Source organism: Streptomyces sp. NPDC059917 (genome assembly GCF_042730635.1).
GTDB lineage: Bacteria > Actinomycetota > Actinomycetes > Streptomycetales > Streptomycetaceae > Streptomyces.
Genome location: NZ_JBHWLC010000005.1, coordinates 73,059 through 93,683 on the forward strand (window position 1 = coordinate 73,059; position 20,625 = coordinate 93,683).

16 protein-coding genes are annotated in these 20,625 nt (G+C 73.6%); 8 read left to right on the top strand and 8 right to left on the bottom strand.

Features of this window, described 5'->3' with window-relative positions:
- The first annotated feature begins 29 nt into the window (after nt 1-29).
- Entirely contained in the window at nt 30-995 is a 966-nt protein-coding gene (locus ACFWAR_RS04615) for a LysR family transcriptional regulator (RefSeq protein ID WP_385772999.1), read from the top strand.
- A 28-nt stretch (nt 996-1,023) separates the two neighbouring features.
- Here the strand turns inward: ACFWAR_RS04615 and ACFWAR_RS04620 are convergent, their stop codons facing one another.
- Both ACFWAR_RS04620 and ACFWAR_RS04625 read right to left on the bottom strand, forming a co-directional pair.
- Nucleotides 1,024-1,656, bottom strand: a complete 633-nt coding sequence (locus tag ACFWAR_RS04620) for a class I SAM-dependent methyltransferase (RefSeq protein WP_385773001.1) — start codon at nt 1,654-1,656, stop codon at nt 1,024-1,026.
- Nucleotides 1,653-2,396: a FadR/GntR family transcriptional regulator gene (locus ACFWAR_RS04625; RefSeq protein WP_385773003.1), complete on the bottom strand. Its 744-nt coding sequence runs from the start codon at nt 2,394-2,396 to the stop codon at nt 1,653-1,655. The genes ACFWAR_RS04620 and ACFWAR_RS04625 overlap by 4 nt, the downstream gene beginning before the upstream one ends.
- 180 nt (nt 2,397-2,576) lie before the next feature.
- On the opposite strand from ACFWAR_RS04625, the gene ACFWAR_RS04630 reads away from it, so the two are divergent.
- Nucleotides 2,577-3,869 carry a CynX/NimT family MFS transporter gene (locus ACFWAR_RS04630; RefSeq protein WP_385773005.1) on the top strand — a complete coding sequence of 431 codons (1,293 nt, stop codon included), beginning with the start codon at nt 2,577-2,579 and terminating at the stop codon, nt 3,867-3,869.
- Nucleotides 3,870-3,927: 58 nt separating this feature from the next.
- Here ACFWAR_RS04630 and ACFWAR_RS04635 read toward each other — a convergent pair whose 3' ends face one another.
- Together ACFWAR_RS04635 and ACFWAR_RS04640 are read right to left on the bottom strand one after the other, a co-directional pair.
- The gene (locus tag ACFWAR_RS04635; RefSeq protein WP_385773007.1) at nt 3,928-7,167 is read right to left on the bottom strand and encodes a cytochrome P450; all 3,240 of its coding nucleotides are present in this window, start codon (nt 7,165-7,167) and stop codon (nt 3,928-3,930) included.
- Between the two features lie 64 nt (nt 7,168-7,231).
- On the bottom strand, nt 7,232-8,689 hold the full coding sequence (locus ACFWAR_RS04640) for an MFS transporter (protein ID WP_385773009.1): 1,458 nt from the start codon (nt 8,687-8,689) through the stop codon (nt 7,232-7,234).
- 286 nt (nt 8,690-8,975) lie between these two features.
- Between ACFWAR_RS04640 and ACFWAR_RS04645 the strand changes: the two genes are divergently transcribed.
- Nucleotides 8,976-9,611 (top strand): TetR/AcrR family transcriptional regulator, encoded by a 636-nt coding sequence (locus tag ACFWAR_RS04645; protein ID WP_385773011.1) that lies wholly within the window; start codon nt 8,976-8,978, stop codon nt 9,609-9,611.
- A gap of 40 nt (nt 9,612-9,651) precedes the next feature.
- Here ACFWAR_RS04645 and ACFWAR_RS04650 read toward each other — a convergent pair whose 3' ends face one another.
- The gene (locus ACFWAR_RS04650) at nt 9,652-10,935 is read right to left on the bottom strand and encodes an ROK family protein (protein ID WP_385773013.1); all 1,284 of its coding nucleotides are present in this window, start codon (nt 10,933-10,935) and stop codon (nt 9,652-9,654) included.
- Between the two features lie 315 nt (nt 10,936-11,250).
- On the opposite strand from ACFWAR_RS04650, the gene ACFWAR_RS04655 reads away from it, so the two are divergent.
- Complete coding sequence (locus ACFWAR_RS04655) at nt 11,251-13,074, top strand: hypothetical protein (RefSeq protein WP_385773015.1); 1,824 nt, start codon at nt 11,251-11,253, stop codon at nt 13,072-13,074.
- A 76-nt stretch (nt 13,075-13,150) separates the two neighbouring features.
- On the opposite strand, the gene ACFWAR_RS04660 is transcribed toward ACFWAR_RS04655, so the two are convergent.
- A complete protein-coding gene (locus tag ACFWAR_RS04660) occupies nt 13,151-14,317 on the bottom strand; it encodes a hypothetical protein (protein ID WP_385773017.1) in 1,167 nt (388 codons plus the stop codon).
- Entirely contained in the window at nt 14,314-14,934 is a 621-nt protein-coding gene (locus ACFWAR_RS04665; RefSeq protein ID WP_385773019.1) for an ankyrin repeat domain-containing protein, read from the bottom strand. Before ACFWAR_RS04665 ends, ACFWAR_RS04660 begins: the two co-directional genes overlap by 4 nt.
- A gap of 198 nt (nt 14,935-15,132) precedes the next feature.
- On the opposite strand from ACFWAR_RS04665, the gene ACFWAR_RS04670 reads away from it, so the two are divergent.
- A complete protein-coding gene (locus tag ACFWAR_RS04670; protein ID WP_385773021.1) occupies nt 15,133-15,444 on the top strand; it encodes an NIPSNAP family protein in 312 nt (103 codons plus the stop codon).
- A gap of 57 nt (nt 15,445-15,501) precedes the next feature.
- Here ACFWAR_RS04670 and ACFWAR_RS04675 read toward each other — a convergent pair whose 3' ends face one another.
- The gene (locus ACFWAR_RS04675) at nt 15,502-15,996 is read right to left on the bottom strand and encodes a hypothetical protein (protein WP_385773023.1); all 495 of its coding nucleotides are present in this window, start codon (nt 15,994-15,996) and stop codon (nt 15,502-15,504) included.
- Nucleotides 15,997-16,147: 151 nt separating this feature from the next.
- On the opposite strand from ACFWAR_RS04675, the gene ACFWAR_RS04680 reads away from it, so the two are divergent.
- The 3 genes from ACFWAR_RS04680 to ACFWAR_RS04690 all read left to right on the top strand — a co-directional run.
- Nucleotides 16,148-17,281, top strand: coding sequence for a hypothetical protein (locus ACFWAR_RS04680; RefSeq protein ID WP_385773025.1), 1,134 nt, complete (start codon nt 16,148-16,150; stop codon nt 17,279-17,281).
- A gap of 27 nt (nt 17,282-17,308) precedes the next feature.
- Entirely contained in the window at nt 17,309-18,331 is a 1,023-nt protein-coding gene (locus tag ACFWAR_RS04685) for an NAD-dependent epimerase/dehydratase family protein (RefSeq protein ID WP_385773027.1), read from the top strand.
- Between the two features lie 13 nt (nt 18,332-18,344).
- On the top strand, nt 18,345-20,625 hold a 2,281-nt coding region (locus ACFWAR_RS04690), incomplete at its 3' end, for an NB-ARC domain-containing protein (protein ID WP_385773029.1).

The following is a 20,625-nucleotide window of genomic DNA, read 5'->3' on the forward strand; positions in this document are numbered from 1 at the left end:
CGGTGCCGTCGTCGGTATCGTGGCCGGTCATGGACTTGAGAGCGTTGCGCTGTTTCGTGGCCGTCGCGGAGGAGGGCCACTTCGGGCGGGCCGCCGTGCGGCTCGGACTCGCCCAGCCGCCCCTCAGCCGCAGGATCCGCGACCTGGAGGCGGAGCTGGCGTGCCGGCTGTTCGACCGGATCCCGACCGGCGCGCGCCTGACCGCCGCCGGGGAGGTGCTGCTCCCGGAGGCTCGCGATCTGCTGGTACGGGCCGAGCGCGCCCGCGAGCGGGTGCGCGCCGCGGAGTCCGTGCGCGAGGTCGTCCTGGGCACCGTCGCCGGGGCGGGTCTGGACGCCGGGGCCGCCGCCCTCGCCGTACTGCGCGGCACCCACCCGGGGCTGCGCGTGCGGCTGCACGAGGCGCCCCTGACCGATCCGACGGGCGGGCTGCGCGAGCGGCGGGTCGACCTGGCGCTGACCCGGCTCCCCTTCGACACCTCGGGGTTGACCATTCGTCAGCTGGGGACGGAGCCCCTGGTCGCGGCGCTGCCCGCGGACGATCCGCTCGCCGCGCGGCCGCGCCTGCACGTGCGGGAACTCGTCGGGCGAGCGCGCTTCCGGCTGCCGGTCGGGACGGACGCGCGGTGGCGCGCGTACTGGCTCGCCGCGGACGAGGACGCCACCGGCCCGGTGGTGACGTCGGCCGAGGAGTGCCTGCACGCGGTGGTGTGGGACGGGGTGACCGGGCTGCTTCCGGCCGGGGCCGCGCGCAGGCACGCACGGCCGGGCATCACCTTCGTCCCGGTCGACGGCCACCCGCCGAGCCGCGTCGTGCTGGCCCGCCGCGCGGACGCCCCCGACCAGCGCGTGGACGCCGTGGCGACCGCCCTGGCGGCTGCCCACGCGGCGCGGGCGAACGCCACCGCCGATGCGGATGCGACGCCCACCGGCCCGCATGCCGCCGCCCGCGCCGCCCGGCCGGAGGAGCACCCGGTCTCCGTGGCGCCGCGTTAGGCGGCGCGGCAGGATGCGGGCGCGGGCGTCAGGCCCCCGGTCGCGCCGCGTAGCAGAAGAAGTGGTCCTCGGGACCGGCCAGTGGACCGGCGGGGACGAAGGACGTCGTCCGGTGGTGCAGGACCTCCAGGCCGGCCGCCGACAGCAGCCGCACGTGCTCCTCGGCGGACAGGCTGCTGACGGTGACCTGGTGGCCCATCCACTCGATGTCCATGCCCCGGATGTCCCCGGGGACCGTGGCGAGCATTAGGTACCCCCCGGGCACGACCCAGGACGCCATCCGCTCCAGGGCCGTCCGGATGTCCGGCTGGTCCATCATCAGGAGCGGGAAGAAGGAGCACACGGCGTCGAAGCCGGGTGCCCGCGGTACGTACGTACGGACGTCGGCCTGCTCGAAGCGTGCGTCCGGCACCAGGGCGCGGGCCGTCTCGACCATGGCCCCCGAGACGTCGATCCCGGTCACGGCGTGCCCGGCGCGCGCCAGCGCCTCGGCCGTGGGCCGTCCCGTGCCGCTGCCCACGTCCAACACCCGGGCCCGCGCGGGCAGCCGGTCCGCCAGCCATTCCAGCGCCTCCAGCTGGGCGGGCACCTGCCCGAACAGGTCCTCGTACCGCTCCCCCAGCGCGTCGAAGACCTCCGCCGCGGTCGTGGATCGCGTCATGTCGCCTCCCCCTCAGGGCCGTTGCCGTGGCGCCACGCTACCGCCGTCCCCGGCGCGCCGCTCCCTTCCCGGCCGCCCTCGTGCGTCTCCCGCACGATGCGGGTGTGGGCCCAGGCGGCGCGTTCCGCGGCTTCGGGGTCGCGGCGGGCGATGGCGTCCGCGAGGTCGTCGTGGGTGCCGGAGCCGAGGACTTCCCCGGGCCACCGCGCGGCGAGCGCCTCGATGCTCTGCCGGACGGCCTCGGAGATGCTCTCGTAGAGGTCGACCAGGAGCGGGTTGCCGCTGGCCGCGACCACCGCACGGTGGAAGTCGAGATCCCGGTCCACGAACTCCGGCCCCACGCCCCGCGGGTCCGCTTCGAGGGCCCTGCGGCGGGCCAGCAGGGCGGAGAGGATGCGGGCCAGGTCCTCCTCCCCGCGGTGCACCGCGGCCACCGCCGCGGCCTCGCGCTCCAGGGCGAGCCTCACCTGGAGGATGTGCGGCAGCCCGGCGTGGCGCAGGCGGCGCTGGAGCGCGGCGTTGAGGTCGCTGGTGGCCCGTACGTACGTCCCGTCACCGCGCCGGGCCTCGAGGAGGCCGGTATGGCACAGCGCGCGCACCGCTTCGCGGACCGTGTTGCGGCCGACGCCGAAGGACTCCACCAGGGAGCCCTCGGCAGGGATCTTCTCGCCCAGGGGCCAGTGGCCGCTCTCGATGGCCCGCTCGATCCGCTCGATGGTCTGCTGCACCAGGGTCGTCACGCACGGCCTCTTTCCTGTTAGCGGAGCGTAGTTCCAGGATCTCACTCATTAAACATCCCATGTTTGAGTCGCAAAATCCGACATCGCCGCCTAGTCTGGAGCGAGACTCCCCCATTTGGGCCGATCAGACGACTCCAAATATGGGATCTTTCATCGCGTCGTCGAAGTTGGGTGGTTTTCGTGAGCAGCGTGCAGGTACCGGTCCGCGAGACACGGCAGGAGGTCGCGGACGGCACGGACCGTGCCGGTGGGAGGAAGGAGCTGTGGCTCCTCGCGGTCGGCGTGCTCCTGATCGGCGCCAACCTCCGGCCCGGCGTCGTCGCGATCTCGCCGGAGCTGGCCGCGATCCGCGCCGACACCGGGCTGAGCGGATCGGCCGCCGGTCTGCTGACCACGCTGCCGATCCTGTGCTTCGGCCTCCTGGCCCCGCTGGCCGCGCGGCTGGCCCGACGCGTCGGACGCGACCGGGCGCTGGGCGCGATGATGGCACTGCTGACCCTCGGCATCGTGATCCGGATGGTGCCCGGACCCGTCACGCTCTTCACCGGGACGATCGTGCTCAGCACGGCCCTGGCCCTGGCCAACGTGCTGGTGCCGAGCGTCATCAAGCACCACTTCGACGGACGCGTCAGCCTGATGATGGGCCTGTACTCGGTCGCCCTGTTCTCCGGCGCCGCACTCGCCGCCGGTGTCACCGTGCCCTTGGGCGAGGCCCTGGGTCTGGGCTGGCGCGGAGCCGTCGGCCTGTGGGCCCTCTTCTCCGCACTGGCCTTCGCCCTGTGGCTGCCCCGGATGCGCGCCGACGGCGCGGGGGCCGTCCGGGACCCGGCGGTCCAGGACGAGGCGGACACGGCGCCCGCGCCGGTGGCGTCCGCCGGGCGCCGCGGGCTGCGGCACTCGCGGCTCGCCTGGCAGGTCACGCTCTTCATGGGCCTGCAGTCGCTGGTCTACTACGCCTGCGTCGCTTGGATCCCCGCCGTGCTCACCAGCGAGGGCGCGGGCGACTCCGAGGCCGGTCTCCTGCTCTCCCTCATGAACCTCCTGGGCATCGCGGGCTCGCTCGCCTTCACCGCGCTGGTGCACCGCTCCCGCACCCAGGTGCCCTTCGCCGTCGCCGGATCCGCACTCTTCACCGTCGCCCTCCTCGGCCTCGCCGTGGCCCCGGTCGCCGGCGCCTACCTGTGGATGCTGCTGATGGGGCTCGGCAGCGGCCTGCTCATCAGCACGGCCCTGGCGGTCATCGTGCTGCGCAGCCCCGACAGCGCCCGAGCCGCCGAGATGTCCGGCATGGCCCAGGGGTTCGGTTACCTCCTCGCCGCCGCCGGGCCCTTCCTCGTCGGCGTACTGCACGACGCCACCGGCCGATGGAGCCTCCCGCTGCTGCTCCTGGCCGCGCTGTGCGTGCCCATGACCCTCTTCGGCATCGCGGCGGGCCGCGATCGCCGACTCGACGACCACTCGGCCACGCGGTGACGTCGCGGTTCGTCGGGCCCGCTCCGGGGCGCGGGCCCGACCACCGCGACCGGCCCGGTCAGAAGACGTCCGTCGCGTACCGCCCCGAAGCCCGCATCGCCTCCAGCCACCGGGCTCCGGCGGCACCGGCGGCACCGGCGCAACCGTCCGTGCCGTCCGGGCCGTCCGGGCCGTCCGCGTCCTCGGGGTCGCACCCACCGGCATCCCGTTCCACCGTACCGGCGCCGATCCGCCCCAGGACCTCCTCGACCGCGGGGCCCATGCCCCCGGCGTCCCCGCACACGTACAGGTGGGCGCCGTCGCCGAGCAGCTCGCGGACCCGTCCGCGCTGCTCCCACAGGCGGTCCTGGACGTAGCGGGCGTCGGCGCCGGGCAGCCGCGAGTAGGCCCGGTGGACCTCCAGGCGGCCGGCGGCCACGTGCCCGGCGAACTCCCGCGCGTACAGGTCGTCCCACTCGGGGTGCCGGCAGCCGAAGAACAGCACCGTCGGTCCCGTGTCCCGGCCCTCGGCCGCCGCGGCCATCCGGGCCCGGACGAATCCGCGGAAGGGCGCGATGCCCGATCCGGAGGCGATCATGACGGCCGGGACGGCCGGATCCGTCGGGGGCCGGAACGACTCGGACGGCGAGGTGACGGTGACGGTGAGCCGGTCACCGGGCCGGGCCCGGCGCAGATGGTCCGAGGCGGCGCCGCGGAAGACGCCCCGTCCGGAGCGGGCCGGTCCTTCGAGTACGGACACGGTCAGCGCCACCGTGTCCTGCTCCTCGGCGGCCGAGCTGATGGAGTAGGCGCGGGGCCGGGGTGCGGGCAGCAGCTCCAGCAGCAGGGCGAGGTCCACCCGGCAGGAGGCGAATCGTTCCAGCAGGTCGAGGACGCCGAGCCGGGGACGCAGCACCCCCTCGGCGTGCTCCTCGCCCGCGAGGCGTTCGAGGGCGGCGCGTTCGGGCGGGCAGGAGGTGTGCTGGGCCAGCCGGGCCACGGTGGCCGCCGACGCGGGGCTCGACAGGTCCACGTACCGGGTGAGCAGGTCGTCCAGGCGCATCGGCCGACCGATCGGCAGCCGTCCCGCGGGCGCGTGCGACTCGACCGCGCACACCTGCCCGGGCCGCAGGCCCATCCGGTCCAACAGCCGGGTGACCGACTCCGGGTGGTTCTCCGGCAGTACGGAGAGGTAGTCGCCGGTGCGGTACGAGGCGCCGGCGGGCAGCCGGACCTCCAGGTGTCGCTTCGACCCCGCCCCGGGGTGCCGTACCAGCTCGCGGTTCTCCAGCACCACGGCGCTCGCGCCGTCGCCTTCCTCACCGGCCGCCTCGACCACCCGGAAGCGGGGCCCCACCGGCACGGTCTCCGCGACCGCGTACGCCTCGGCGAGCAGCGGCCACAGCGGTTCGTACCAGCGCTGCCAGTCCCCGTGGAAGTCGGTACGGGCGTCGACGGCGCCGCGCTCGCGGATCCGGCGCGCCCCCGCCGCGGCCATCGCCCCGTCCACCAGGGTGGGGACCCGCTGGTAGGTGGCGGCCCAGTCCAGACTGCCGCAGCCCAGCACGAGGTAGTCCACTCCGTCGAGGTCGGGCTGCTCCTCCGTCAGCCAGGACACGAAACGGCGGGCGTTGTCCGGCGGGGAGCCGTTGTAGGTGGAGGTGACGATCAGTACGGCGCCTTCGGTGGGCAGTCGGCCCGCGTACGCGTCCAGCGGGGCCGTGGCGGTCCGCCAGCCACGGGCCGCCCCCTCCCCGGCGATCGTGCGGGCCAGGCCCTCGCCGCCGCCGCCGTTCGACCCGTACAGCACGAGCAGCGGGGTGCCGTGGCCGGACGCGGAGTCCGCCGCGGGCGCGTCCGGAGCCTGCGGGGCCCGCGGGGCCTCGGCCGCGGGGGCGCGGCGGGGTCGGGCCCGGACCGCCAGTCCGTCGGGCTTGACGGTCAGGGTCTCGTGCACGGCCAGCTCGTAGTCCGGATCGGCGAGTTCGAGGTCGAAGCGCTGGAGGACCATCGCCAGCACGAGCACGGCCTCCTGGAGGGCGAAGGGCCGTCCGATGCAGGCCCGGGCCCCGTGCCCGAAGGGCATCCAGGCGTACGCCGGGACCTGGGCCATCCGTTCCGGGGCGAACCGGTCGGGGTCGAACTCCTCCGGGTCCTGCCACACCTGCGGATCACGGTGCAGGGCCGGCAGGTTGACCAGTACGGACTCCCCCGCCCGGACCTCGTACCCGCCCAGGGTGGTGTCCTCGTCGGGCGTCAGCGCGAACGCCGGGGCGGTCGGGTGCAGCCGCAGGGTCTCGCGCAGCACCTGCCCCAGGTAGCCCAGCCCGGCCAGGTCCTCGAAGCACGGGGTGCGCCCGCCCAGCACCTCGTCCACGGTCCGCCTGGCCCGGCGGAGCACCTCGGGCCGGGTGAGCAGGGCGTGCACGGCGAAGGACAGCAACCCGGACGTGGTCTCGTGCCCGGCGATCAGGAAGGTGGCCAGCTGATGGCGGACGTTCTCCTCCGGCAGCCCCGCCCCGGTGACCGGGTCCACCGCCGTCAGCATGCGTTCGAGCAGGTCGTCGGGGCGGTCGGCGGCGGGCAGCGCCCGGCGCGCGGCGATGATCTCCCCTGTGACGCGCCGCATGGTCTCCAGGTCCTCGCGGTAGCGGCTGTTGGTGCGCAGCAGGAAGGGCTGGAGGCCCGGGAGGCGCTCGCTGCGCGCCCCGGCCTCGGTGAGGCTGCGGACCATGGCTCCGACGAAGGGGTGCATCTCCTCGGAGTAGAAGGAGTTGAGGCGGACGTCGAAGGCGCACAGGGCGATGGTGTCGAGGGTGAGGCGGGTCATGTCGTCGGCCACGTCGATCCGCGCGCCGGGGCCGAACCGCTCCCAGCGGGTCAGCATCTGGTCGGCGATGTCGAGCATCGCGGGGAAGTAGTCGCGCATCGCACCCGGCCCGAAGGCGGGCATCAGCAGCCGGTGGGCGACGGCCCAGTTCGGCTCGTCCCCGTAGGCGGTGAACAGCCCGTCCCCCGCGAAGTCGCGGACCTCTTCCAGGGCGGCGTGCACGGACTTGTGCCACCGCGGGTCGGCGCACATCTCGGCGACGAGCTCGTGGCGGGAGACGAAGACCTGGCGTTCGCCGCCCACGGTGAGCGCGAAGATGCCGCCGTACTCGCGGTGGAAGAAGTCGAGGAATGCGGCGCTGCTCCCGTCGGGCGCGCTCAGCACCTCCGGCAGGTTGCCCAGGAGGGGCAGCGGTCGGGGTCCGGGGAGCGGCAGCCCGGGGGCGGCGTGCGTGCGGTCGGCGGGCTGGGCGGGCTGGGTGGTGGACACGGGGTGCTCCTTCGGGACGGGGCCGGTGGGGGCCTCCGGACGGATTCGGGGGGGGGTGGGCGGCTCAGTGCCCGGCGGTGCGGGTGGCGACGCGGTGTCCGCGCAGGACCACGGCCGCGGTGACGGCCGCGGCGGCCACGATGACGGCGCCGGTGAGGAAGGTCCGGGACATGGCGTCCACGAAGGCGTCGTGCGCGGTGGCGAGGAGTTCGCCGCCCTGGGCGGGGGGCAGCGCGGCCGCCACCCGCTCCGCGGTGGCCAGGGTCTGCGTGGCGGCCTCGGCGGCCGCCGTCGGGATCTGCTCCGGGAGGTCCGACAGCACCCGGGAGGCGTAGATCTGGGCGCCGACGCTGCCGAGGACGGCGGTGCCCATCGCCCCGCCCAGCTCGTACGCGGTCTCGCTGATACCGGCGGCGGCCCCGGCCCGGCCGGGCGGCGCGGCGCTGACGATGACGTCGTTGGTGAGGGTGTTGGCCAGTCCGACGCCGCCGCCGAGCAGGGCTCCGCCGGCGAAGGCGAGGGCCGGTACGCCGGTCGCGTCCAGCAGGCTCAGCAGCAGGTAGCCGGTCGCGGCGAGGGCCAGCCCGAGGCCGATGACCGGGCCCGCCGCGAGCCGCCGGGCGAGGGCGGGCACCGTCAGCGATCCGAGGATCGCGCCGACCGCCAGGGGCAGCGCCCACAATCCGGCCTCCAGGGCCGAGCGCCCCAGGACGATCTGTACGTACTGCGGGAAGAAGTAGAGCATGCCGGTCATCGCGAACACCCCGGCGATGTTGGTGAGGACCGCGACGCAGAAGGGGAGCGACCGCAAGAGCGCGAGGTCGAGCAGGGGGTGCGCCAGCCGCCGCTGCCGTACGGCGAACAGGGCGGCCACCAGGGCTCCCGCGAGCAGCCAGGTCGCGGGCTCCGGGCCCCAGCCCAGGCGTCCCGCCTCCTTGAAGCCGAAGACGACGGCGAGGACCGCGACGATCAGCAGGACCGCGGAGAGCGGATCGAAGGGGCCCGGCCGCGGTTCCCGGGACTCGGGCAGCAGGAAGGGGCCGACGGCCAACAGCAGGGCCATCACGGGCAGGTTGATCAGGAACACCGATCCCCACCAGAAGTGCTCCAGCAGCGCCCCGCCCACGACCGGCCCCAGTCCGGCGCCGCCCGCGAAGGCGGCGGCCCAGACGGAGATGGCCCGCCGCCGCTGGGCGGGGTCCTCGAAGACGTTCCGGATCAGCGCCAGGGTCGACGGCATCAGGGTGGCGCCGCCGAGGCCCAACAGGGCGCGGGCCAGGATGAGCACCTCGGCGTTCCAGGCGAACGCGGCGAGCAGCGAGGCCGCTCCGAAGGCCACCGCACCGGTCAGGAGCAGACGGCGGCGGCCGATCCGGTCGCCGAGGGTTCCCATCAGGATCAACAGGCCCGCCAGGAACACGCCGTACACGTCGATGATCCACAGCAGCTGGGACGCGGTCGGCTCCAGGTCCGCGCTGAGCGCGGGCACCGCCATGGACAGGACCGTCAGGTCGATGCTCATCAGCAGCACCGGGACCGTCAGCGCGACCAGGGCCCACCACTGGCGGGGCCCGGCCCGCCGGACGCGTTCGGGTGGGGATGTGGGTGTGGGTGTGGACGCAGGTGTGGATGTGGATGTTGCGGATCGTGCGGAATGCATGCTCTCTCGCCCCCTGGTGCGGCTTGCCGATGGAAGGACCGTAGAGTTGGCCACCTGGCCAAGTCAAGTGGCCAGGTCATCCGACTTGGCCAGATGACCTGGTCAGGCGACTGAGTCAATCGGCCAAATCCTTGCTACGCTTCGCGGCATGACGACGGGACCGACGGGCAAGACGACGAAGAAGCACCTCAGCGCGGACGTACGGCGAGAGCGCCTGGTCGCCGCCGCCCTGCGGGTGATGAAGCGCGAGGGGATCGCCGCGGCGACCACCCGTGCGATCTGCGCCGAGGCCGAGATGCCCCACGGCGCGTTCCACTACTGCTTCCGCTCCAAGCAGGAGCTCTACGCGGCCCTGCTGGCCACGGACATCAACATCGACCTGGACGCCGCCTGGGGCACCGTCACCCCGGACGCCGACCCGGCCACCACCCTGCGGGCCCTGCTGCGCACCTACTGGGCGGCCGTCGAGGCCGACCCGGAGGCGCAGCTCGTCCTGCGGGAGCTGATCAACCTGGCTTTGCGCGAACCCGAGTTGCACGATCTGCCGGCCTGGGAGCACCGGGCGTACCTGGACAAGACCGTGGCCTACCTCGAACGGCTCGCGCAGGAGGCCGACCTCGAATACACGGTCTCCACCGCCGCTCTCGCGCAGATGCTCATCGAGTCATTCGGCGGCGTCATCTCCGCCTGGCTCGCGCACCGTGACAACGCGACCGCCCGAGCCGGTCTGGACCACTTCGCCGACCTGTTCGCGACCCTCACCCGACCCCGTCGGCAGGGATGACGGGGGCCGAGGGGGTCCTACCCGCGCCCCCGCGCCCCGCTCAGGACCGGCGGGCGGGAGCCGGGCGGGCGACGGAGCCCGGGTCCTGGTAGACGGCGTCGAGGGCCAGGTGGGCCCCGCCCCGGGCGGCGGCGCCGAAGCCGAGGGTGGACAGGCGTACGTCGCAGCCGCCGGAGTCGGGGGCCATCACCCGCTCGCGGACCGTCCGGCGCACGCGGTCGAGGATCAGGTCGCCGAGGTGCGCGAAGTACCCGCCCAGGACGATGACCCGCGGGTTGAGCACGTCCACCAACAGGCCGAGGCCGAGCCCCAGGTCCTCCGCGACCCGGGACAGGGCCTCCCGGGTGCGGGGGTCGCCGTCGCGGGCGCGACGGCGCAGTTCGCCGAGGCGCTCCTCCAGAGCGGTGGTCGGATCGTGGACGGGGTCGTCAGCGGCCGCGGCCAGGCGCAGGATGGCGTCCAGGCCGACCATGACCTCCCAGCAGCCCCGCCGACCGCAGACACAGGGGCGGCGCAGCGGGTCGAGGGGCATGTGGCCGACCTCGCCCGCGAAACCGGTGGCTCCGCGCACCAGGCGGCCGTCGCTGATGATGCCCGCGCCGATGCCGCGTTCGCCGGTGATGCACACCATGTCCGTCACGTCCTCGCCCTGGACCAGGGCGTGTTCGGCCAGCGCGGCGAGTTTGGCGTCGTTCTCCACCACGAGCCGGGGGGCCGTTCCGGGCAGGCGCGCGAGGAGCCCGTCGCGGACGGGTACGCCGCGCCAGCCGAGGGCGGGCGCGTAGGCGACGACGCCGGCCGCGGCGTCGATGACCCCCGGTACGGCGAGCGTGATCCCCACGGGTCGCCGGCCGTCGCGGTCGAGCGCGGCGAGGCAGTCGCGGACCGCGCGCGCGGTGACGTCCAGGGCCGACTCCCAACCGGCTCCGGCGACCTCCACGGCGCCGCGGTGCTCGAAGGCGCGGTCCCCCGCGAGACCGAGGGCGAGGACGTGCACGTAGCTGGTGCTGATCTCGACGCCGATGCCGCAGAGGTCGGCCCCGTCGAGGTCCACCAGGGTGCCGGGCCGACCCACGGCCCCCTCGCGGCGGACGGGTCCCTCGCGGACCAGGCCCAGGGCGACGAGTTCGGCGACCAGGCCGGTGACCGTCGGCTTGGGCAGGCCCGTGTCGGCCGCGATCCGGGCGCGCGCACGGGGACCCGCGTCGCGCAGCAGGCGCAGCACCACGCCCAGGTTGGTGCGCCTGATGGACCCGCGGTCGCGGGGGACGGCGGGCGCGGCGGGCGGAACGTACGCCGCCGTCTCCGTGGGGAGGTCGGTCACGGGGGCCTCGTCTCTGCGGGGAGCCGTCACCCGCCCATGATGACAAGGAGCCCGGCCGGAGCAAGGGGCGCAGCGGTGCGGTGCGGAAGGGGAGTTGGGCGAGCCGGGTGGAGGAAGTGGCCTTCTGCGCGGGCTTCTTGACAGTCCTTCAGTTAATTCGGATTCTAGCTGAACTAACTGTCGCTGACAGCGGCACCGCAGCCGTGAACCCTCCGTCCCCGTGACCGGACTTCCCGGCGGAGCCATCCGCCGGAGCCCGGCCGTCCCGTGCCCGGACCGCTCCCCCACCCGGTCCCGGGCCCGAGAGGAGCACCTGTGTCAGCCCGAACCCATGTGATCACCGCCGGAGCCCTCGCGGCAGCCGCCGCGGTCCTGCTCGGAGCCCTGGCCACGGCTCCGGCCTCGGCCGGGGCGTCCGCCGACCCGCCCCGACACACCGTCACGATCGGCGCCAAGGGACCCTGGACCCACCCCGACGACACCCCCGCCGGCACCTTCATCGACAGGAACGGGACGTTCTACTACCAGTCCGCCCACGCCCTGTACGGGGCGGACGACCCGCGCAAGTGGACGTTCTACACGGGCAGGGACTTCGACTCGGCGACCCGCTCGGGCGCGATCAGCGACGCGGTGAACCCCGCCAACACCCGTGACCGCAACGACGACACCACCTGGCGCTGCAACAACGGCCCCACGGGACGGGAGGCCAGCTACGCACCGGCCGGCTCCTCCTACGCGCAGAAGAACTACTGCGACCTGATGGGCGTGTGGGTGGATCCCGATACGGGCGACTGGTACGGGCTCGTCCACAACGAGTTCACCCCGAGCCCCTTCGGGGACGGCCTGCACTACGACGCGATCGACTACGCCGTCTCCCGGGACCGGGGCAGGACGTGGAGCATCGAGGACCACGTCCTGACCTCGCCCTACAGCACCGCGCGGGGCGACGCGGCCACGTTCCCGAACCAGACCTACCACTACGGCAACGGCGACGCGCGGCTGTTCGTCGACACCGCGTCCGGCTACTTCTACGTCTACTACAACTCGCGCGTGATCCCGAAGGCCGGTGTCCCGGGCGGCTGGACGGACGGCAGCCGGGCGCACGTCGCGCGCGCCCCGATGTCCGCCAAGATGGCGCCCGGCTCGTGGAAGAAGTGGTACGACGGCTCCTGGTCCCAGCCCGGGACCGGCGGTCTGGAGAGCAACATGGAGCCGGTCGACGCCGAGCACACCACCGGGTACACCCCGGTCGACCACGACTACGACCCGGCCCGCACGGGCAGCGTGGCCGAGCAGCAGGCGGCCGGCGAACTGCCCCCGAAGTCACCGCTGCTGACCATGAACATCGCCTACGACGCCTACCTCGGCCAGTACGTCGGCGAACCGGAGGCCGTGGTGCAGGACGGCAGCGAGCCGCAGCGCTTCTACGTCACCGACGACCTCGCCACCCAGAAGTGGCGGCTGGCGGGCGACTCCGGGGCCTACCGGACGGGCTCCTGGTACCGCTGGATGCTCGACCCGGTCAGCAGGACCGGGTCGACGATCGTCGGCAAGTCGTTCCGCAGCTACTGCTCGTTCTTCTGCTCGGGCGGCGCCGACGGCGAGTACTACGACACCGTCATCGGCACGAGCGCCCCGGCGGCCCCCGTCGTCCCGGGCACGACCTACACGATCGCGGGCGGCGGCGGACGCTTCCTCGCCCAGGTGTCGGGGAGCGCGGCCACCACCTCGCAGCCGACCGCGGGCTCGGCGCTGGGCAGGTGGGTCTTCACCGCCAACGGCGACGGTTCGTACCGGATCGCCAACGCCTCGACCCACCGGTTGCTCGGCGTCGACGCGACGAACAACGCCGGTCGGGCCTGGGCGGCCAAGCCCACCGTGACCGACGTCCCGGCGCAGGGTCCGACGGTCGGCCAGCAGTGGTTCGTCGTCCCCAACACCTCTGCCGACGGCCGGCCTTCCGGCACGTACCGGCTGGTGAACCGCTACAGCGGGCTCGTCCTCGGACTGTCCGCCGCCCAGGGTCGGCGGGCCGAGACCACCCCCGTGCGCGCGTGGACCGACACCGCCGGTTCCCCGGTGGGTGGCGGACGCACCCCCGCCGAGCAGATGCTGACCCTCACCCCGGCGCCACGCTGATGCCGTGACCGGTGCGTTCGGCCACGGCGTGCAGCACGTGACCCTCTGGTTCGGGTACCGGGCCCGACGCCCCCGGCTACAGGACGGCGATGCCCAGCGGGCGGGTCCCGGCCGGGAGGCGGCGGGTGGCGCCGTCGGCCAGGTCGACGACGGTCAGGCCGTTCCAGTAGCCGTCCCGGGTGTAGCCGCCGGTGACGTACGCCGTCCGGCCGTCGCGGGACACCGCCACGTCCTCGTGCGGGCCGTCCAGCGGGTACACCCGCTCCTCGCCGCCCGGGGACCGCACGGTGAGCGAGGGCCCCTCGCCCTCCTCCACCGCGCCGGTGCCGACGACCAGCAGCCGGCCGTCGGGGGCGAGGGCGGCTCCGTGCTGGTGGGTGTCGGCCGTCATCGGCTCCACCTCCACCGATCCGCTGCGCGGGTCCACCACGGCCAGCCGCTCCCCCTCGAACGGCAGCAGCAGCCGCCCGTCCCCGGGCCGCACCACCGCGTAGTGCGGCTTGAGCCAGGAGCCGAGACCGCCCTTCGTGCCGTACGGGGCCACCTCGATCCGGCGCGTCGCGAGGGAGCCCGCGTCGACCACCGTGACGTCGAAGGAGTCGTGGCCGGTCACGTACACCTCGCCACCGTCCCGGGCGACGTCCACGTCGAAGGGCCGACGGCCCACCGGGGCGGTGGCGATCACCTTGCGGGTCGCGGTGTCGATCACCTCCAGCACGCCCCGGCCGCCGGGGACGTTGACGCCGACGTAGGCGCGCGAGCCGTCCGGGGACAGGGCGATGCCCATGCCTCCTCCCCGGTACTCGCCCGTGGCGGCCGGGCCCGTGCGGGTGGTGTACGGGACCAGCGCCACCCGCGTGCGGGAGCGGGTGTCGACGGCCGCGACGCCCTCGGCGGTGGCCACCCAGGCGAGGCCGTCCGGGCCGACGGCCAGCCCGTACGGCGCGGCGCCGACGGTCACGGAACCGACCGGGCCGCGCCGCGGATCGACGAAGGTGACCGTGTCGGCCCCGAAGTCCGCGACGAGCAGGGTTCCTTGGGGGGTGGGGAGCCCGGCGGTCAACGGGGTCCCGCTCGGTGCGGGGGCGGCGGAGGCCGTCGCCGCGACCCGCTCGGTCCCGGCCCCGGCGGTGGTGCAACCGGCCAGCAGCGCGACGAGGGCCGGTGCGACGACGAGCAGCGCCCGCCGCCCCGCCCCGGCCCGGGCCGGTCCGTCCGCCGCGCCCCGGGTCCGGCGGCTCACCGGGCGCCCCGGTCCGACGCCTCCTGCGCGGCGCGCAGCAGCCGGGCCTGCCCGGCGAAGCCGCGGCGCACGGCGTGCTCGTACGCCGTCACCCCTTCGGAGTCCGCGAGCCACGGGTCCGCCCCGGCGGCGAGCAGCAGCCGGACGACCTCCTCGTGGCGGTCGCCGCCGTCGCCGAGGATGACCGCCTCCAGCAGCGCGGTCCAGCCGAGGCGGTTGACGTGGTCGACGTCGATGTCGGTCTCCGCCAGCACCGCCCGCACGTAGGCGACGTGCCCGCGCTCGGCGGCCGGGATCAGGCTGACCCCGCCGAAGCGGTTGCGCTGCGTCAGGTCGGGCCCGGCCGGGAGCAGGGTCCGCAGCATGCGGACGCTCCCGGTCACCCCGGTGACCAGCCAGGGGCTGTCCTCGCGGGAGTCGGGGGCGTCGGGGTCGGCGCCGGCGGCCAGCAGGACCTCGGCGACGGCGACGTGGTCGCCGAGGGCCGCCAGCAGCAGGGGCGTGCGGAGGGCCTCGTCGCGGGTCTCGGGGGCGGCGCCGTTGGCGAGCGCGGCGCGCACCGCGTCCGTGTCCCCGGCCGTGGCGGCATCGAGCAGCAGTCGGTCGTGCGGATTCATGACCCCATCCTGCTCCGGCCCGCCGGGGCGGGTGATCCCCCCGCCGTCCCTCCCTCCCCGCACACCCGGAGGACCCGCCCGTCATCCGATCGGTTGATCCGCCCCGTCCGGGCAGCTGCTCCGGACGGAGCCCGGGCGGTCGGTCACCGAGCGATCCGGGTGGTCCGAGCGGTGCGGGCGGCGCGGCATGATGACGGTGTGATCACCATTCATCTGAAGTACGAGATCGACGCCGACAAACTCGCGGACTTCGAGGAGTACGGCCGCCGCTGGGTCCGGCTGGTCAACCGTTTCGGCGGGACCCACCACGGCTACTTCCTGCCCAGTGAGGGCGACAGCGACATCGCCTACGCCCTGTTCTCCTTCCCGGGCTTCGCCTCCTACGAGCAGTACCGCACGGACAGCATGTCCGATCCGGAGTGCCAGGAGGCCTTCGAACTGGCCCGCCGGACCGGCTGCATCAAGCGGTACGAACGCCGCTTCCTGCGCCCCCTGGAGGACACCGCCTGAGACCGGAGGAGGCCCCCGGGATCCCCGGATCCCGGGGGCCTCCTCACCGATGGCCGCTCAGGCGTCGTGGCGACGGGGTTCGCCGTGCAGGGTGATGTTCCCGACCGTTCCGGTGTTGGTGATGTTCAGCCCTCCGGTGTTGGCCGAGAAGACCGATCCGGTGCCGACCGCCGCGACGGACGGCGACGGCGCGTCCGCCAGCGCGGCCCGTAGCCGCTCGACGAGCGCCTGCAGCTCCCCGATCGCGTCCGGCCGCTCCTCCAGCAGGTCGGCGAACCGGGTGCGCCAGACGAGCAGCAGCGCCTCCCGCACCCGCTCCTGGTCGTCCGCGCCGACCTGTTCCAGTTGCGTCGCGGCCTCGTCGATCCGGGTGGCGACGAGGCGTTCGCGCTCGGCCTCGCCCCGGCCGAGCAGCCGCGTGAATCCGGCCCGGGCCGTTTGCCACGCGTCGGTCGCGACGGCGTTGACCAGCGCCAGCGCGCCGGTCGATGCCAGTTCGGTGATCAGCTCGCCGGACATGATGCCCCCCACTCGACGGATGCCGAATTCCACACGCCCATCGTATGGCCGCCAGGGGTTGCCGGTCGCCCGACAATCTCCCGCGATCACGGTCGGGGCGGCGTGATCGCCGCCTCCCGCGGTCCCGACGTGCCCGCGTTTCCTGTCGGCGCGGCAGGGGTACCGTGACGACGGGGGGATGTCAGTGGACGGAATGCTCACCGGTCTCTGGCTGGGAGATGACAAGGCGATTTACCATGTTCGCCATCATCTGGGGAAGATGTGGTGGATCGGCCTCAGCGCGGACTCGCCCCTCGGTGCCGACGAGTTCCATCCCGGTGTTCGGTTCGCCAATGTGTTCTGCGGTCGCGTGGTGGGCGACCTGGTCATCGGTGAATGGGCCGACACCCCGCGCGGTGGAATGCCGCAGAACGGCGTCATCAATGCGGTGGTCGCGTCGGACTCGGAATTTCGGGCAGTGAGCGAAGTCGGCGGATTCGGCGGAAAGTCGTGGCGCCGTGCCGAAATGCCGGCGCGGATCGATGTGACGCGACGGGCCGCCGCGTTCGCCCGGGCCGAGTGGCGGCGCGGCCGCGTGTACGCGGAGACCGCGGTCGTCCAGGGCGTGGTCGTGACGGAACCGTCCGCGCGGGACGGGGACGTCGTGCTGTCCGTCAGGGCGGACCCCGCGCTGTCCCGACTGCCCGACGTGCCGGCCGACCTCGTCGAGCGGCCGTTGCGCTGCCGGATCCCGGGGCTCACCGGTTCGGCCTTCCTGCCGGGCTGGAAGCAACGTGACGGGAACAGCGTGCTGTTCAGCAACGGACAGCCGGTCAACGGCGACGTCGTCGTGGCGCCCGACGGATCCGTGCGGATCCTCGGTCGGAGGATCGCTCCGGGCACGGACGTCAGGCTCTCCGGATTTCTTTCAGGGCGGCGCGGGGAAATCGACGAACGCGCCGAGGAGCAGGTCGACGACGCGGCCGTGCTGCTCGGTCCGGTGTATTCGATCGACATCGTCGAACCCGTTTCCCGGGGAACCCTCACCGGTACGTGGGCGGGGGACGACCACGGCACGTATTACCTCCGCCAAGTCGGCCAAACGCTCTGGTGGATGGGCCTGAGTCACGATCAGGGCCGGTCGTTCGGGAATGTGTTCTGCGGCGCCGTCGTGCGGGGCGGTGACGGGGTCGAAGTGATCGGAGACCTGGTCGACGTGCCGCTCGGCGCGCGTCGGGACGCCTCCCGACTCACTTTGGTTTCCACGGACAACACGGTGCTGACTTCGACGGACGGGTCCGCGAAACGCTGGAAGAAACTCTCGGACAACGCGAAGTAGCACCACACCGGAAGGATGTGGCTGAGCGTGGCAGAAGTCCTTGTCACCGGCGCCGCCGGATTCATCGGCGGTTACCTCGTCCAACGGCTCCTCGACCGCGGTCACGACGTGGTCGGACTCGACGACCACTCCAAGTACGGCCCGGTCAGCCGCTCCTACGACCACCACCCCCGGTTCCGCCTGGTCGAGGGCGACGCGGCCGACGCCGCCCTGGTCGAGGAGTTGCTGGACGGCCGGGACCACCTGATCGCCTGCGCGGCGCGGATCGGCGGCATCTCCTACTTCCACGCCTATCCCTACGACCTGCTCGCCGCCAATGAACGGATCACCGCGAGCACCTGCGACGCGGCGATCCGCGCCCACCGGTTCGGCCGGCTGCGCAAGGTCACCTACGTCTCGTCGTCCATGGTCTACGAGTCCACGGACCACTGGCCGTCGCGCGAGGGGGACCAACTGGAGGTCCCGCCACCGGGCTCCTCCTACGGGTTCCAGAAGTTGGCCACCGAATACTTCGCACGGGCCGCCTGGGACCAGTACGGCCTGCCCTACACCATCGTCCGGCCGTTCAACTGCGTCGGGGTCGGCGAGCTCCACGCCCTCGCCCAGGCCACGGCCCCGTCCGGCAACACCAAGCTGGCCATGTCCCACGTGGTGCCGGATCTCGTGCAGAAGATCGTCAAGGGCCAGAACCCGCTGCACATCCTGGGCGACGGCGGACAGGTGCGGCACTACACCTACGGCGGCGACCTGGCCCGCGGAATCGTGATGGCGATGGAGCACGAATCGGCGACGAACGAGGACTTCAACCTCTCGACCTCCGAGTCGACCACGGTCCTCGAACTCGCCGCACTCATCTGGTCGAAGCTGCGGCCCGGCGTACCGTTCGAGGTCGTGAGCGATCCGGCCTTCGCACACGACGTCCGGATGCGGGTGCCCGACGTGTCCAAGGCCCGTGACGTGCTCGGCTTCACGGCCGGGGTGGGCCTGGAGGAGATGCTCGACGAGGTCATCCCCTGGGTGGTCGACGCCGTCGAGACCGGCCGGCTGTAGGAAGGGAAGCCGTATGAGTGCCGAAGCGTCCGCTCCCACCGGCGACGTCAGCCAGCACAACCTGGGCGGGATCAACGTCGCCAACACCGGCGTCATCCACACGGTCGTCGTGCACGCGGGCGTACGGCCCCTCGACACGCCGCTCTGGATGGCACCACCGCCGTCCGGGGCCGTCGTCCCGAGGCCCGCGCTCGAGGCGGCGCTCCGCGGCGCACTGCTGTCCGACGACGACGGTCCGGTAGCCGTCACCACGGCCCTGGAAGGGGCCGGCGGCTTCGGCAAGACGACGCTGGTCGCCCACTTGTGCCTCACCGACGAGAGGATTCGCGGGCGGTTCACCGGCGGCCTGCTGTGGGTGACGCTCGGCCAGAAGGCGTTCGGTACGGACCTCGCGGCCAAGGTCAACGGCGTCTGCGGGCTGCTGTCCGGCCAGGAGTTCACCAACCCCGATCCGCAGCAGGCCGGTTTCCGGCTCGGCGCCCTGCTCGGTCAGCGCCCCGACACGCTCCTGGTGATCGACGACGTGTGGCACCCGGCGCAACTCGCGCCCTTCCTCATCGGCGCCCCGCGCTGCCGACGGATCGTCACCACGCGCAGCTCCGCTGTACTTCCGCGCAACGCCTCGTCGATACTGGTCGATGCGATGGAGATCGACGAAGCCGTTCAGGCGTTGACGCAGGGTCTGCCCGGTCTGCCGCAGCGGACGGTCGACCGGCTGATGGAGCTGACGGGGCGATGGCCCGTACTGCTCTCGCTGGTGAACGCCGCGTTGGCGGAGTCCGTGCGGCAGGGAGCCACCGTCGCGCAGGCGGGTGCCTGGGTGCTCGACCGGCTGGTGTCCGAAGGGCCCGCAGCGCTCGACGTGGGCGATGCGTCGAGCCGTGACCAGGCCGTGGAAGCGACCCTCCAGGCCAGCCTGGACCTCATGGATCCCGAGGAGCGGGAGCGCTACTTCGAGCTGGCGATCTTCCCCGAGGACATCGCCGTTCCCGGCTACGTGCTCGGCGCGCTCTGGTCCGAGACCGGTGGTCTGGGCAGGTCGGCGACCGACCGGCTGAGGTCACGGCTCACCTCGCTGTGCCTCGCGTCGGGGAGCTGGGAGGACGGCCCGGCACTGGGGCTGCACGACGTGCTGCGCGGCTACCTCCGCCACCGGCAGGGAGCCGCCTGGCTGGCCGAGCGGAACCGGACCTTGATCGACGCGCTCAGGTCGATGGCGCGGCCGTTGCCCGGCTCGGCGCAGGAGCACGCCACCGCCTGGTGGCGGTTGCCGGACGGGGCCGACTACCTGTGGCGCAACCTCGCGTACCACCTGGCGGAGGCGGACGCCCGGGCGGAACTGACCGACCTGGTCTGCGATCCGAGGTGGCTGCTGGCCCGGATCGAGCGGGACGGACCGGTCGCGGTCGGCGGTGACCTGGCCCTGTCCGGCGCACCGGCCGCGGCGGAACTGCACCGTGTCGTCGGACAGCAGGCACCGCTGCTGGGGCGGCTCCGGCCGGGGCTGGCGGACACCCTCCTGTCCCGGATCCCCGTCACCGAGCGGACCGAACGGTTCCACGATCGAGCGGCCCGCGTGCTGGAAGGGCCGCGGCTGACGCCCTTCTGGCCGCTCCCCGACCTGCCCGATCCCGATCTGGACCGGACGCTGGAGGGCCACACCAGCGCGGTGCGCGCGTGCGCCGCCTCGCCCGACGGCCGCTGGCTCGCCTCCGCGGGCTTCGACCGCTCCCTGCGGATCTGGAACGTCGTGACGGGCTCGCCGCGCCAGGTGCTCGTCGGTCACACCGGCTGGATCTGGGGGTGTGCCTGGACACCGGACGGCGGATCGATCGCCTCCGCGGGTGACGACGGTTCGGTGCGGGTGTGGGACGTGCGGTCGGGGCGCTGCCGGACGGTGCTGACCGGCCACGAGGGCGCGGTCATGGGCTGCGCCGTCGCACCGGACGGCACCTGGCTGGCATCGGCCGGAGCCGACGGCACGGTCCGCGTCTGGGACCTGCGGTCGGGACACTGCCGCACGGTACTGACCGGCCACGAGGGCGCGGTCATGGGCTGCGCCGTCGCACCGGACGGCACCTGGCTGGCATCGGCCGGAGCCGACGGCACGGTCCGCGTCTGGGACCTGCGGTCGGGACACTGCCGCACGGTACTGACCGGCCACGAAGGCGCGGTCATGGGCTGCGCCGTCGCACCGGACGGCACCTGGCTGGCATCGGCCGGAGCCGACGGCACGGTCCGCGTCTGGGACCTGCGGTCGGGACACTGCCGCACGGTACTGACCGGCCACGAAG

Coding starts and splice junctions, on each gene's coding strand:
- ACFWAR_RS04615 (WP_385772999.1), top strand. CDS start 30: ATGGACTTGAGAGCGTTGCGCTGTTTCGTGGCCGTCGCGGAGGAGGGC.
- ACFWAR_RS04620 (WP_385773001.1), bottom strand. CDS start 1,656: ATGACGCGATCCACGACCGCGGCGGAGGTCTTCGACGCGCTGGGGGAG.
- ACFWAR_RS04640 (WP_385773009.1), bottom strand. CDS start 8,689: ATGAGCATCGACCTGACGGTCCTGTCCATGGCGGTGCCCGCGCTCAGC.
- ACFWAR_RS04645 (WP_385773011.1), top strand. CDS start 8,976: ATGACGACGGGACCGACGGGCAAGACGACGAAGAAGCACCTCAGCGCG.
- ACFWAR_RS04665 (WP_385773019.1), bottom strand. CDS start 14,934: ATGAATCCGCACGACCGACTGCTGCTCGATGCCGCCACGGCCGGGGAC.